The sequence below is a fragment of the Cupriavidus sp. FW306-01-F10A genome (assembly GCF_058782785.1).
Genome location: NZ_JBYSYA010000012.1, coordinates 109,456 through 123,187, shown reverse-complemented (window position 1 = coordinate 123,187; position 13,732 = coordinate 109,456). Strand labels below are relative to the sequence as shown.

The following is a 13,732-nucleotide window of genomic DNA, read 5'->3' as shown; positions in this document are numbered from 1 at the left end:
TGCGGTAGCGGCTGCCGTCAGTCAAGTCGGCGCAGCGGACTGTCAGGCAGGTTGGACAGATAGTGGACTTCACGCCGCAGCAGGGTGGCGAACTGCGCCGCCACCGGCGTCATCGGCGAATCGGCGCGGTAGATCAGGCTGACGGTGTGGCTGGGCAGCTTGTCCTCGATCGGCAACGGCACCAGGCCATTGGCGGCCAGCCGGCCGGCCACCATCTGGCGCGGCAGCATGCACAGCAGGTGGCGGTCCTGCATCAGGTGCTCGATCATGCCGATGGTGTCGCAGCGCACCGCCACGCGCGGCAACGGCAGATCGCGTTCACGGAAGGCATCGAGGATGGCGGCGCCCGGGCCGTGCATGCGCTGGCCGGTCAGGATCCAGTCGGAGCCGATCAGTTCGCGCAGGCTGCGGGCGTTGCGCAGCGGATGCTCGCGGTGCGCCATCACGACCGAGTCGTTGTTGTAGAGCGGCTCGCAGGTGAATTCGCGCTCGATGCCCTCATCCGGGACCGGGCTGACTGCCATGTCCATCACGCCCGAGCGCAGTTCGTCCAGGTGGGTCGGGTAGCCCCAGCTGTCAATGCACACCAGCACGTCGGGATGCTGCACGCGAAAGCGCTTGACCACCGCGGGCAGCAGCACATGCGCCGGGCCGCGGGTGGTGCCGACGCGCACCACGCCGTTGCGCGCGCCCAGCATCTGCGCCATTTCCTCGCTGGCCTTGCGGGCCTCGGTGGCGATCAGCCGCGCGCGCCGCAGGAAGGCGTCGCCGTAGCGCGACAGCACCACGCCGCGGGTGGTGCGGGTCAGCAGCGGCACATGCAGCTCCTCTTCCAGCTGGCGGATGCTCTTGGTCAGTGCCGGTGCCGACACGTCGCGCGCACGGGCCCCGGCGCGGATGCTGCCGTGCTCGGCCACGGCGATGAAGTCCTGGACTTGGCTCAGACGCATGGATTTGGCTCCACTCAAACGACGCACTGGGCGCACAGCATAGCGGCATTCCGGCGGGTTCGGGATAACCCCAGGGTGCTAACCGGTGGTTTGCACCGAAGCAGTTTTGGCATCTGCCGTGATGCGCCGTGCCAACGCATGATCGCTCCACATCGTCGCAAACCGCCGGCAGCGCCGGCATCTTCCAGGAGTGGGATCGCATGGCGAACCGGCAAGACCTGCCGCTGGCAGGCATACGCGTGGCGGAGTTCGGGCAGTTCATCGCGGCGCCGGGCGCGGCCATGATGCTGGCCGACCTGGGCGCCGACGTGGTCAAGGTGGAGGCCTTGCGCGGCGACAGTGCGCGGCGCTTTGACGGCACCAGCCCGCAGAGCCCGATGTACCTGGCCTACAACCGCGGCAAGCGCGGCATCGCGCTGGACCTGCGCACGCCCGGCGGGCTGGACGCCGCACGGCGGCTGGCGCTGGCCAGCGACGTGGTGCTGCACAACACCCGCGCGGGCGTGATGGAAGCGCTGGGGCTGGACGCCGCCACGCTGCGCGCGGCGCGTCCCGACCTGATCCATGCCTCCATCAGCGGCTTCGGCACACGCGGGCCGTCGCGCACGCGGCCCGGGCTGGATATTGCCGCGCAGGCCGAGAGCGGCATGATGTCCGTGACCGGCGAGGCCGGCGGGCAGCCGCTGAAGGCCGGCTTCGCGCTGATCGACGCGGCCACCGCGCTGGCGACCGGCAACGCCATCCTGGCGGCGCTGTTCCGGCGCGAGCGCACCGGCGCCGGCGAGACTATCGAGACCTCGCTGCTTTCGGTCGGCGTGCAGATGCAGGCCCAGCTGTGGGCCGAGTACCAGTGCTCCGGCGCGCTGCCGGTGCGCAGCGGCAACAGCCAGCCCAAGGCGGCGCCGGCCGCGGATGTGATCGCGGTGGCGGACGGGCATATCGTGCTGTCGGCCTATCTCGACGAACACTGGACGCGCCTGTGCGAGGCCATCGGCCAGCCGGCGCTCGCGCAGGACGCGCGCTTTGCCTGCAATGCGCTGCGCGTGCAGAACCGCCCGGCGCTGCTGGCCATCCTGCACGACGCCATGCGCCACCTGAGCGGCGACGCCGCCCGTGCGCTGCTGGAGCGCCACCAGGTGGTGGTGGGCGTGGTGCGTGACTATCACCAGGTCAACGCGAGCGCCGACGTGCGCGCCAGCGGCGTGCTGCAAGCAGTTGACGACGGCGAGGGCGGCCAGCTGGAGCTGCCGGGCCTGCCCTTCACCATGGCCAGCATGCCGGCAGGGGCGATGCCCGCGGTGCCGCGCCTCGGCCAGCATACGACCAAGGTGCTGGCCGAACTTGGCTACAGCGCCGCGGAGATTCACACCATGGCCCGCGCCGGCGCGATCGGCGTGGAACAAGCCCAGCAGGAGCCCGCATGAACACCCCCCAAGCCCCCGTACTGCTGCAGCGCCATGCCGGCTGGGCCGAGGTGGTGCTGAACCGCCCGGCCCGCCGCAATGCCGTCGACATGTCGCTGGCCCGCGCGCTGGGCGACGCCATCGAGACCCTGGCCGCCGACGACAGCGTGCGCGCCGTGCTGCTGCGCGGCGCCGACGGCGCCTTCTGTTCCGGCCTGGACCTGCAGGCACTGCAGGCGGAGCCGGGCGGGCTGGCCGCGTTTGCGCCGGTCTGGGAGCGCGTCCACCTGGGCCTGCTGCAAAGCCGCAAGGCATGGATCGTGGCGCTGGAGCGCCATGCCATCAACGGGGGGGCGGCGCTGGCGCTGGCCGGCGACCTGCTGGTGTGCGGCGCCGGGGCCTTCCTGCAGATCGGCGAGATCCGCCTGGGCATGGCGGCGCCGCGCAATGCCGACTGGCTGGCGCTGCGCCATTCCGAGGCCGTGGCCGCGCGCCTGTGCCTGCTTGGCGACCGCGTGCCCGCGCCGGAGTTGCTGCGCCTGGGCATTGCCACCGAACTGGTCGAAGACGCCGAGGTGCTGGACCGCGCGCGCGGCCTGGCCGCCACCATCGGCGGCTTTCCGGTGGAAGGCGTGGCCGCGATCAAGGGCGGCATGCGCGCCGCGACGAGGCGCATGGCATCTGCTGCGCGCGACAAGCATTCCTGAGGACCGATATTTCCATGACAGATTCCATCACCACCGACGACGACGCGTCGCTGCAGGATTTCCGCCGCGAGGTGCGCGAGTTCGTCGCCCGGTCGCTGCCCCATGCCGTGCGCGAGAAAGTCCGCCTCGGACTGGAACTCAGCAAGCCAGAGCTGGTCGACTGGCAGCACCGGCTGGCCGAACGCGGCTGGCTGGCGCCGCACTGGCCGCCTGAATGGCAGGGCTGCAACTGGAGCGCCGAGCGCCGCGCCGCGTTCCAGGAAGAACTGGTGCTGGCGCACGCGCCCGAGAGCGGCGGCATCACCTTCGAGATGATCGGCCCGATCCTGATCCGCTACGGCACGCCGGCGCAGCAACAGTACTTCCTGCCGCGCATCCTGAACCAGGAGCACTGGTGGTGCCAGGGCTATTCCGAACCGAACGCCGGCTCCGACCTGGCGTCGCTGAAGACGCGTGCGGTGCGCAGGACGCGGCCCGACGGCACCGAGGTCTACGTGGTCAGCGGCAGCAAGATCTGGACCTCCTACGCGCAGTACGCGGACTGGATCTTCTGCCTGGTACGCACCGATACCGAGGCGCGCGCGCAGCAGGGCATCAGCTTCCTGCTGATCGACATGCGCAGCCCCGGCGTCAGCGTGCGGCCGCTGGTGGGCATCCATGGCTGGCACCTGTTCAACCAGGTGTTCTTCGACGAGGTGGAAGTGCCAGTGCAGAACCTCGTCGGCGAAGAGAACGCCGGCTGGACCATCGCCAAGTCCCTGCTCGAGCATGAGCGGCTGAACCTGGCGCGCGTGGCGGAGAACCGCCGCCGCCTGGCCAAGGTGCGCGCCATCGGCGACGAGCTGGAGGAGGGCGGCCAGCCGCTGTCGCAGCGCCCGTGGTTTGCACGCCGGATGCGCGCGCTGGAGGTGCGGCTCGAAGCGCTGGCTGCAACCGTGCTGCGCTTTCGCAAGCGCGCGCGCGCCGGCGAAACGCTGGGGCCGGAGACCGGCATGCTCAAGCTGCTGGGCAGCCGGCTGATCCAGGACATCGAGAACCTGGCGGTCGATGCGCTGGGGCCGGACACGCTGGCCTATGACCGCGCCGCGCACTTCGAGCCCGCCGTGCCGCAAGCGGGCCAGTCGGCGTACGCCGCGGCGGCATCGGCGCGCCGCTTCGTCACCCGCGGCTACACCATTGCCGGCGGCTCCAGCGAGATCCAGCACGAGCTGCTGGCCAAGCAGGTGCTGGGCCTGTAGTGGCTCCAATCGTGCCCGCAATTCAGGACAAGGACTGAACACATGAGCGATTCAACGGACGATCGCCGCATGCTGCAGGAAAGCGTGCGGCGCTATGTCGAGCGCGGCTACGGCTTCGAGCAGCGCCGCGCGGCGCTGGCCGAGCCCGATGGCTTCTCGCGCAAGCACTGGCAGGCATTTGCCGAAATGGGCTGGCTGGCCGTGGGGCTGCCCGAAGCCTGCGGCGGCCTGGGCGATGCCGCGGACCAGGCCCTGCTGGCCGAGGAACTGGGCCGCGCCCAGCCTGCCGAGCCCTGGTTGGCCAATGCCGCGCTGTGCGCGCCGCTGCTGGCCGCCTGCGGCGATCCCGCCCACGCCGCGATCGCGGCGGCGATGGCCGAGGGTGGCGCGATGCTGGCGCTGGCCGCATGGGAAACGCAGGGACGCTATGACGCTTTCGATATCAGCACCACCGCGCAACAGCATGAGCCGGGGCAATGGACGCTGGACGGCCGCAAGACCCTGGTGCTGGGCGGCGGCAGCGCCGCGGTGCTGCTGGTGCTGGCACGTAGCGGCGGCCAGCGCCGCGACCGCGACGGCCTGACGCTGTTCGCGGTGCCGGCCGACACGCGCGGCATCAGCGTCGATGCGCTGCCGACCTACGACGGCCGCCAGACCGCCAGCGTGACGCTGCGCCGCGCGACCGTGCCGGACAGCGCGCGCATCGGCCCGGTGGACGGCGCCTGGCCGCTGGTGGAAGCCGCCATCGACCAGGCCACGGTGATGGCCTGCGCCGAAGCCGTGGGCACCATGTCGCGCGCGTTCGACCTGACCCGCGACTACCTGGTGACGCGCGAGCAGTTCGGCCGCGCGCTGACGGCCAACCAGGTGATCCGGCACCGGCTGGTGGACCTCTATGTCAGCGTCGAGCAGGCACGCGCCATCACCGAGCTGGCGGCCAACGCCCTGCATGGCGATGCGGTGGCGCGCATGCGCGCGGTATCGCATGCCAAGGCCTTTGTCTCGGATGCCGGGCGCGCGCTCGGCGAAGACGTAGTGCAGCTGCACGGTGCGGTGGGCATGACCGACGAGATGGAAATCGGCCACTGCTACAAGCGCCTGGCAGCCCACGCCAACCTGTTCGGCGATGCCGACTGGCACTACGAACGGCTGGCGGCACTCGATCACGCCGCGCAGGCGCAAGCCTGAGCCGGTTCAGCCAGGGCGCCCGGGCCGGTGCCCGGTGCGCCCACCCATGACACGCCGGCAACGCACCGGCATGCGCGGCCAATGCGCCGCAACGGAGACAGGAATATGAGCAGCCAGCACACTGGCGCCCGCAGGGCTTGTGCCACGCGCATAGCAGCCCTGGCCGCGGCGCTGGCCCTGGCGGGCGCCGCCAGCGCGCACGCCGAGGCCCCATACCCCAGCAAGCCCATCCGCATGGTGCTGCCCTCGGGCGCGGGCACCGTGACCGACCAGACGGCACGGCTGGTGGCCGAGCGCCTGACCGCCGCGCTCAGGCAGCCGGTGGTGGTCGACAACCGCCCCGGCGCCAACGGCATCATCGCCAACGAGACCGTGGCGCGCGCCGCGCCCGACGGCTACACGCTGCTGTTCACCTATGCCGCGACCATGACGGTGAACCCGTGGACCACGCCGTCGCTGCCCTATGACCCGATCAAGGACTTCACCCCCATCGCACGCCCCAGCCAGCCCGGCGGCAACCTGCTCGCGGTCAGCGCCAATGTGCCGGTGCACAGCCTGCAGGAGCTGATTGCCTACGCCAGGTCCAGCAAGACGGAACTGGCGTACTGCTCATGGGGCGTGGGCTCGGGCGGCCACCTGGCCATGGAATACCTGAAGGCCAAGACCGGCATCCACCTGCGCCATATCCCCTACAAGACCGCCACCCAGTGCAGCAACGACCTGGCCGCGGGCCACGTCACCATCGGCATCACCGACGCCATCTCGTCGGTCCCGCACCTGAAGTCCGGCCGCATCCGGGGCATTGCGGTCTCCGGACCGGAGCGCCTGCTGACGGCGCCGGACGTGCCGACCATGTCGCAGCAGGGCGTGCCCTTCCAGCAAGCCAGCTGGGTCGCGATCTTCGGCCCCAGGGGCCTGCCCGCGCCGATCGTCAACCGGCTGAACGCCGAGGTGAACCGCATCCTGCAGACACCGGGCGACCGCGACAAATTCACCGCCATGAACCTGCAGCCTGCCGCGCCGTCGAGCCCGGCCGACCTGGGCAAGCTGGTCAGCGCCGATCTGGCCGCGTGGGGCGAGGTGGTGAAGGTGGCGGGGCTGCAGGCGAAGTAAGGCTGGACCACAACAACAACGGGAGACAGGCAGCGTGAAGGCAAGACAGTGGATGGTGATGGGCGCGGCGCTGGCCGCGGGCAATGCCGTGGCCGGCACGATGCAGCTGTTCGGCGTGGTCGATGCATCGATCGAATACGCCAGGGGCTCCGAAAACGTGGTGCGCATGCGCGAAGGCCAGCAGGCCGCGTCGCGCTGGGGCATCCGCGGCATCGAGGACCTGGGCGGCGGGCTCAAGGCCAACTTCCTGGTCGAGTCGGGTTTCAACATCGACAACGGCACGGAGTTCTTCGGCAACAACCGGCTGTTCGGGCGGCAGGCCTATCTGGGCCTGTCAGGCAACTGGGGCGAATTCCGCCTGGGGCGGCAGTACACGCCGTCGTTCTATGCGCTGCTGCGGCTGGATCCGTTCCTGCTCAATGGCGCGGTGTCGCCGTTCAACCTGCTGAGCGCGACCGCATCGCAGGGCACCGGGCACGTGGCCTACGGCGCCCGCTTCGACAACGCGGTGCAGTATTTCTCGCCCAAGTGGGGCGGCTTCTCCTTTGGCGCGGCCGTGGCCCCGGGCGAGGTGCCGGGGTCGGCGCGCTCAGGGCTGAACTTCGGCATGAATGCGACCTACGAGGCCGGCAACGTCTACGCGTTCTACTCCTACCAGGGGATGTATTCGGGCGCCAACGTGCCGGTGGAACCGACGCTGACTTCCAATCATTTCGTCGGCGGCTCCTATCGCTTCAAGCCGGTGGAGATCGGCCTGCTGTACAGCGCCGCCAGCAGCGACCGGCCCGAGACCCGCTCGGCACGCCACTACGGCGTGACCTTCAGCTGGAACGTGACGCAGCGCGACACCTTCAAGGCCGCCGCACTCAAGCGCCAGATCCTGGGCGGCGGCCAGCGGCCGCTGGCGGTGACGCTGGGGTGGGACCATGACCTGAGCAAGCGCACCACCGCCTATGTGCGGGCGGTGCTGGTGCATAACAGCCCCGGCGGCAGCGTGAGCAACAACAGCATCGTGATCGATCCGGGCAGCGGGGATGATGCGAAGTCGGTGAGCGTGGGGTTGCGGCATCGGTTTTGAAACGGACTGCTGCCCGTTCATGCGGGGCTGAGGCCAAGCGGCTGAGGCTACGGAGACCCGGGGCGGGCTGCCACCTGTCCCGCGGACGCTCCCCGCAAAGTGGGAGAGGGCGCCAATCTCAAGAACGCATCCCGGGCTGTCGCTCCGTGTCGGGTCATTTTCCTTTGTGCTTACTCTTCACGCTTCACAAGGCGAACGAAATCGCACGGAACGACCCTATAGATCATGGCGATACGAGATTGATATAGGACATCCCTTAATTTCTATTGGAATTATCATTCAATCGAAAACAATGGCGATATCTGAATAATCCACCTTCCTTCCTCAACGCATTACGGCTACCGTACGCGACGAACGCATCTTCTTGACGGTCATACACATGACGCGAAAGGCAAAGCACCAGAACACTGGTGCTTCTGCGGCAAGAGAAAGTTCAACGCTACGGAGTGCTGCACTTGGATAACCGACCGCCGTTCCTTTCCTCCCGCACCGTCACCGTGTCTGGTCCGGCGTTGCCGGAACTCTTCGGACAGTCCCCCTTCACCTTCGTACGCCTGGAGGGCAAGGAAGGCGTCTGCGGCCTGTTCGAATACGACATCGAACTGAAGACGCCGGACAAGGCCTATAACTTCCACGGCCCGGAAGGTAATTTCGACTTGCGCGAGATGAACGGGCGCGAGCTGACCGTCCATATCGAACTCGACGGCATGGGCACGGGGTTGGCGGGACGCATTGGCGCAGGCACTCGCGAGATCAGCGGCATCGTCGATCGCGCCCGCTACCTGCGTGCCGAAGGGCGGCACTTCGTCTACGGACTGACGCTGCGTCCCTGGCTGTGGATTGCCTCCCAGAACAGGAACAGCCGCGTCTTCGAGAACCGCACCGATATCGAGATCATCGAAGAGGTCCTGTCTGCGTACTCCTTTCCGGTTGAGCGCAGGCTCGACGTGGCGAAATACCCCAGGCGGGTCTACCGCACCCAGTGCGACGAGAGCGACTACACCTTCATCGCCCGCCTCATGCAGCACTGGGGCATATCGTGGTTCTTCGAACATTCTGACGGCAAGCACCGCCTGGTTCTGGTCGATCACGTCGGCGGTTACTTCAACATGCCGAGCGAGGCGTACCAGGTGCTGGAAATCCATCCGCCTGGCGTCAGGGTCGACCAGGAACACCTCGATGCGTTCTCGGTCGTCGATGCCGTGGTCGCAGGCAAGTACACGACCAATGCCTACAGCTTCACCCAGCCGCGCGGCAACCTGAGCGCCAGCAGTTCGGACCCGCGAGACACCGGCCTGAACACTGGCGCGCTGCACCAGGAGGTGTATGACTTCCCCAGCGAGCATGCCCAGCCGGCCACGGACAACCGCCCGTGGGACGAAGGCGACATGATCGCCCGCATCCGCATGGAGGAAATCCGTTCGCGTGGCCTGCGCTGCTTTGGCACCGGCAACCTGCGCGCGGTGGTGCCAGGCTGCACCATGAACGTGAAGGGACACCCCCAGCAGGCGGCCAACCGCGAGTACGTGGTGCTTGGCGCCAGCCTCAGGCTGGAAGACGTGGCCGAGGCCTCCGGCGAGGGCCAGCGCTGGCATTGCCGCGTCGAGTTCGAGTGCCACCCCACCCATGAGGTCTTCCGTCCGGCGCTGAGCATCCCGTGGCCGGTGGTCGCTGGGCCGCAAAGCGCGACCGTGGTCGGGCCGGAAGACCGCCATGTCGTGTGGCCGGATCAGTATGGACGCGTCCGCGTGCAGTTCCCGTGGGACCGCTTCAACAAGATGTCCTGCTGGGTACGCGTGGCGACGCCGTGGGCGGGCTCACAGTACGGCCAGGTCAGCATCCCGCGCATCGGCAGCGAAGTGCTGGTGATGTTCCTGGACGGCGGCGATCCGGACAAGCCCATTGTGATGGGGGCGGTGCCGAACAGCCTCAACATGCCGCCATGGCAGCTGCCGGACCAGCTCGCTCTCACCGGCATTCGCAGCCGCGAGCACGATGGTGGTCGTAGTAACCACCTGGTGCTGGACGACACCAAGGGACAAATCCAGGCGCAGCTCGCATCGGACCACCTGCAGTCGCAGATCAGCATGGGGTACATCACCGGCATTCCTGACGTGCAGGGACGCCGCGACAAGCGTGGTGAGGGGCTGGAGGTGCGCACCGATGGACATGCCGCGCTACGCGCGGCGTTGGGCATGCTGCTAACCACCTACCCGCGTGAACGGGCCGAGGGCAACGCCATGAACGTGGAGGATGTCATCCATGTGTTCATGGAAGCCCTGACCCTGGCGGATTCGCTCGCCCAGAGCGCGGTCAATGCCCAGGCCCAGACCGGGCAGCAGCAGGAGGTTGCCAAGACTTTGCGCAGCCAGGCCGATGCGGTCAAGGGTGGCGGCAAGCTGGGGGAATTCACCGAGCCGCACATCACCGTTGCCAGCCGGGCAGGCATTGCCACCACCGCGCCGGGATCCACGCACGTCTACAGCGGCGAACACATTGCGCTGACCAGCGGCCAGCACCTCTCATTCTCCTGCGGCGGTGGCATGTACGCCACGATCAGCGACCGTTTCTCGCTCTTCGTCCAGCGCGACGGGATCAAGCTGTATTCGGCCAAGGGCAAGGTGGAGGTGCAGGCCCAGTCGGATGGCGTCGATGTGATCGCACAGAAAGTGCTGCGCCTGCTGTCCACAACTGATTGGGTGGAGATCAGCGGCAAGAAAGGCGTTCGGGTCAATGTCGAAGGCAACGAGTTGCGCATCACGCCGGAGGGCATCGAGAACATTTCGACGGGCAAGTGGATTGTGTTCTCGGCCAGCAAGTCGCTCACCGGGCCAAAGAATGCTCCCTATACGATGCCCACCACCAAGATCTGCGCGCACCTGGCGGCGGGAGCGGCGGCATCCGGCGCCGGTGCCGTGCCTCTGCATTGAGGACGAACATGGCCGCACCCATCGGCAACCCATTGACCCAACTGCCCTGGCCGCAGGCCTGGGGCGACGGTTACCTGGTGCTCGATCCGCTAAATCACGATCCCATCCTGGCGGATCTGTCTGCCCTGAGGCTACATCAGTGCTTGCCCGCCGGCATCGGCGACAACGCACACCTGATGCCCGCCGTGGTAGAGCTGGCCACCGTGTCGCCGGCAGACCGGCAGATGCTATTGAACGTGGCCCAGGAGGAAGCCGCGCGTGGAGATCCGCCCCTCATCTGCGCGTGGCTGCAGAGCGCCGCCCCTGTCCAGGAAGTCAGCAGCCATCTGGCGTCCTGCCTCACCGGCACCGACCATGCCGGCGGACACGCGCTGTGGCGCTTCTACGACCCTCGCGTATTTGCGCACATGACGTGGCTGCTGCGTCCCGTCCAACTCCATGCGCTCTTTGGCCCGAGCGAGTCGTGGGGCTTCGCCTGGGCGGGCGATTGGTACCAGTTCGCCAGACCGACGCTGGCGGAGGCACCGCCGACGTTGCCGCGCCCCTGGTGGCCAGACGCCAGGCAGTGGCCCACCGTCGAGCAAACCGCCGATATTGCGCAGGTCCTGACACGCATTGCCGGGCGCAACAAGCCGTCCCTGGCACAGGCCCGCACAGTGGACCGCGCCTTGCGGCACGCCGACGAAGTGCTGCATCTGACCCTGCCGGCGGATCGCCGCCACTACGCCACGCACGTCGCGGCGTTTGGGCAGCCGTTCGAGGACCAACCGAAACTGCAGGCCGCATGGCCCGCCGTGGCCGCAGGCGAAATGACGCTGCGCCAGGCACTGGGATCGCTGTCCAGCGACGACTGGGAACTCATGAAAATCATGACGCAGCACGCCAGGCAAATCTCATCGGAACGCCACCATGGTCATGTATAACGTTGACAGCACGATGGAATGTTCATCCAAACCGGTGAAGGCGTGCAATTTTTGTCACCATGAACCCGGTTTGGCCGTGCTGCCGGTCCGGTACGCCGTCGTCGGACCCGAGGACAAGAACGGGGCGCCGCCGCTCTCAGGGAATTTCAGGATCGAGAACGCCCCTGCCCAGCTCGGCAGCGGGGTGCAGTACATCCTTCGCACGATGCGCGCCGGCTTCCTGTACGTCTTCCATGAAGCCATGCAAATGTGGGATGCCTATGTGGTCATGAAGGGCGGTCACCTGTGGAAGGTCATACCGGAGAATCCTGGCCCAGCCAAAGTCCCGGAGGCGTTCAATTGCTGTGTCAGTTCGCACCATAGCCTTGAATCCTTGTATTTCACCATTCCCGATCCCGCGCACGCGACGCATGTCTGGTACGCCTATTCGCATGTAGCCTGGACCAAGGCACAACTGGATGACAACAAGCTCAAAGTCGATGTGCGCAGGGCTCATATGCAATGCCTCGACGTGGCCGCCTGGATGGGCAACCAGAACCAGCCACACGCCGGCCGCGCGACGGAAATCAACAAGCGCGTGGCATCGTTCGCCATGACGCCCGAAGCGCAGCAACAAGCATTCCGGTATCTGAGCGCGACACCGCCCGGAACCATTAACCTGGGCGAGATTGCTCCGATTGGCCCCACAAGCGGTTCGATGCTTGCGGACCGGATGGAGATCGTGTCCCCCGGCAAGGCGATGATGCTGGCGTTCAATGATCCGCTCGCAATCACTGAAGACCTGGGCATCTTGACCAATCCCAAGCTGCACGCTAAGGCAAACAACGGCGTCATCTGGGACAAGGCAACAGATCTGTTCCTGGATACGCTCGAAAAGAACATCCGGGCCAACGCCGAGGCGCAGCACACGAAAGAGGCGGAGGCCGCTGCAGCCGAGGCCGAGCGCATGGCGACCACGCCGGATGGGAAACGCGAAGACGCTGCGCGCGAAGCCACGCGACTTGCCCGCAAGAAGGATTTCCGGCTTACGAACTCATGTCGATTCTGTTTAATGGAAAAGCGACGGCTGAGCGATGGCCATCTTCGGCATCCTGAAGAGCGGTCTCGACAAGATGGACTCCATGGCAAAGGGCCTCACTCTTCCCGAAGCCCTAGCGAAGATGGGCCTGGTACCGCGCCTGACCTGGATACTGGCCGACCAGATCATTCCGACCCTTGCAAACAGCTTCAGCTCGGCAGCGGCCAGGCTAGCCTTGTACGGGATGAGCCTGCTAGGCGGCGTGCGCCTGATCGCTCCGACGGCCAGCGTCATGCAAATCCGAGCGGTCGTGCTGAACGATCTCTCCACGGTGAATCCGGAGTTGTACAAGCAACTGGACCGCACCCGACGGCGCGAGGATGCTGTGGCACTCGGACGCGCGGCCAAGCGCATGGCTCAAACCGCCAGATTGGTGTGGTTCAAGACAGAGGACCTGGAGCGCATTCCGGAACTGAGCGCCCTCAAGCTGCGTACCGCCAATGACGTGCCTGGGGTGCGGCAAGTCAAGGCGGTCCTGGGTTCACGCTTCGTGAATGTCGGGGCGGTCGCCTGCATCCTGCAGGGACTGGCGCTCTATCACGCCACGCAATCGTTCCGCGCGGCGGGCGAGTTCGACGAACCCGAAAGAGGAATCAAGCTGGTCGGAGGCCTGGTGTCCATGGCCGGGACCCTTGCCGAGCAGACTGGCGTCGTGCTGGAGAAGGCGCCGACGCACGTAATCGTCCGGCGCATCATGCGCTCGCCGCCGAAGGCGGAATGGCTGGAAATGGGTAGGAAGCTGGTTGTCAGAGGGCGTTGGATTGGTTTTGCGGGGGCAGCAGTAGGAATCGGTTGGGATGGCTACCACGGGGTAGATGAATATCAGAAGGGGAACTACCTTATTTCCGGACTTTATTTCACTTCGAGCCTCACCGGAGTGGCGATATCGGGCCTCTCGGTAGCAAGCGAAGAATTCTTGGCCGTCCTCGTTGGCGTACCGAGCTGGCCGTTCCTCGTCGTGCTGCTTGCCGTCAACGTCGGCATCCTCATGCTGGACGATCCGGCGACGGTCAAGTGGATCAAGCGCTGCCGTTTCAGCAAGGGGGCGGCCAGCGAGCACTACGGTAGCCTGGAGGCGGAATCGTTTGAATTCGTGCAACTGGGCCTCAAGGACGTCAAGTAGG

General features: G+C 66.9%; 11 protein-coding genes. 10 read left to right on the top strand and 1 reads right to left on the bottom strand.

Annotated features, from left to right (window positions below; all coding sequences use genetic code 11):
* Positions 1-17: 17 nt before the first annotated feature.
* A complete protein-coding gene (locus AC3WLF_RS18625) occupies positions 18-950 on the bottom strand; it encodes a LysR family transcriptional regulator (protein ID WP_010813374.1) in 933 nt (310 codons plus the stop codon).
* A 200-nt stretch (positions 951-1,150) separates the two neighbouring features.
* Here AC3WLF_RS18625 and AC3WLF_RS18620 point away from each other — a divergent pair, with 200 nt between their 5' ends.
* The 10 genes from AC3WLF_RS18620 to AC3WLF_RS18575 all read left to right on the top strand — a co-directional run bounded on the left by AC3WLF_RS18620 (position 1,151) and on the right by AC3WLF_RS18575 (position 13,731).
* Positions 1,151-2,374, top strand: coding sequence for a CaiB/BaiF CoA transferase family protein (locus tag AC3WLF_RS18620; RefSeq protein ID WP_492356436.1), 1,224 nt, complete (start codon positions 1,151-1,153; stop codon positions 2,372-2,374).
* Entirely contained in the window at positions 2,371-3,060 is a 690-nt protein-coding gene (locus AC3WLF_RS18615; RefSeq protein WP_492319137.1) for an enoyl-CoA hydratase/isomerase family protein, read from the top strand. The genes AC3WLF_RS18620 and AC3WLF_RS18615 overlap by 4 nt, the downstream gene beginning before the upstream one ends.
* A 14-nt stretch (positions 3,061-3,074) precedes the next feature.
* The gene (locus tag AC3WLF_RS18610; RefSeq protein WP_492319138.1) at positions 3,075-4,298 is read left to right on the top strand and encodes an acyl-CoA dehydrogenase family protein; all 1,224 of its coding nucleotides are present in this window, start codon (positions 3,075-3,077) and stop codon (positions 4,296-4,298) included.
* Between the two features lie 42 nt (positions 4,299-4,340).
* Positions 4,341-5,486 (top strand): acyl-CoA dehydrogenase family protein, encoded by a 1,146-nt coding sequence (locus AC3WLF_RS18605; RefSeq protein WP_492319139.1) that lies wholly within the window; start codon positions 4,341-4,343, stop codon positions 5,484-5,486.
* Between the two features lie 105 nt (positions 5,487-5,591).
* The gene (locus AC3WLF_RS18600; RefSeq protein WP_492319140.1) at positions 5,592-6,599 is read left to right on the top strand and encodes a Bug family tripartite tricarboxylate transporter substrate binding protein; all 1,008 of its coding nucleotides are present in this window, start codon (positions 5,592-5,594) and stop codon (positions 6,597-6,599) included.
* 52 nt (positions 6,600-6,651) lie between these two features.
* Entirely contained in the window at positions 6,652-7,677 is a 1,026-nt protein-coding gene (locus AC3WLF_RS18595; RefSeq protein ID WP_492358630.1) for a porin, read from the top strand.
* Positions 7,678-8,132: 455 nt separating this feature from the next.
* The gene (locus AC3WLF_RS18590; RefSeq protein WP_492358606.1) at positions 8,133-10,607 is read left to right on the top strand and encodes a type VI secretion system Vgr family protein; all 2,475 of its coding nucleotides are present in this window, start codon (positions 8,133-8,135) and stop codon (positions 10,605-10,607) included.
* 8 nt (positions 10,608-10,615) lie between these two features.
* Entirely contained in the window at positions 10,616-11,530 is a 915-nt protein-coding gene (locus tag AC3WLF_RS18585; RefSeq protein ID WP_492358605.1) for a DUF4123 domain-containing protein, read from the top strand.
* Complete coding sequence (locus AC3WLF_RS18580) at positions 11,517-13,052, top strand: T6SS effector BTH_I2691 family protein (RefSeq protein ID WP_492358604.1); 1,536 nt, start codon at positions 11,517-11,519, stop codon at positions 13,050-13,052. The genes AC3WLF_RS18585 and AC3WLF_RS18580 overlap by 14 nt, the downstream gene beginning before the upstream one ends.
* On the top strand, positions 12,961-13,731 hold the full coding sequence (locus AC3WLF_RS18575; protein ID WP_492358603.1) for a hypothetical protein: 771 nt from the start codon (positions 12,961-12,963) through the stop codon (positions 13,729-13,731). The genes AC3WLF_RS18580 and AC3WLF_RS18575 overlap by 92 nt, the downstream gene beginning before the upstream one ends.
* Position 13,732 lies beyond the last annotated feature (1 nt).

Coding starts and splice junctions, on each gene's coding strand:
- AC3WLF_RS18625 (WP_010813374.1), bottom strand. CDS start 950: ATGCGTCTGAGCCAAGTCCAGGACTTCATCGCCGTGGCCGAGCACGGC.
- AC3WLF_RS18620 (WP_492356436.1), top strand. CDS start 1,151: ATGGCGAACCGGCAAGACCTGCCGCTGGCAGGCATACGCGTGGCGGAG.
- AC3WLF_RS18615 (WP_492319137.1), top strand. CDS start 2,371: ATGAACACCCCCCAAGCCCCCGTACTGCTGCAGCGCCATGCCGGCTGG.
- AC3WLF_RS18610 (WP_492319138.1), top strand. CDS start 3,075: ATGACAGATTCCATCACCACCGACGACGACGCGTCGCTGCAGGATTTC.
- AC3WLF_RS18605 (WP_492319139.1), top strand. CDS start 4,341: ATGAGCGATTCAACGGACGATCGCCGCATGCTGCAGGAAAGCGTGCGG.
- AC3WLF_RS18600 (WP_492319140.1), top strand. CDS start 5,592: ATGAGCAGCCAGCACACTGGCGCCCGCAGGGCTTGTGCCACGCGCATA.
- AC3WLF_RS18595 (WP_492358630.1), top strand. CDS start 6,652: ATGGTGATGGGCGCGGCGCTGGCCGCGGGCAATGCCGTGGCCGGCACG.
- AC3WLF_RS18585 (WP_492358605.1), top strand. CDS start 10,616: ATGGCCGCACCCATCGGCAACCCATTGACCCAACTGCCCTGGCCGCAG.
- AC3WLF_RS18580 (WP_492358604.1), top strand. CDS start 11,517: ATGGTCATGTATAACGTTGACAGCACGATGGAATGTTCATCCAAACCG.
- AC3WLF_RS18575 (WP_492358603.1), top strand. CDS start 12,961: ATGGCTCAAACCGCCAGATTGGTGTGGTTCAAGACAGAGGACCTGGAG.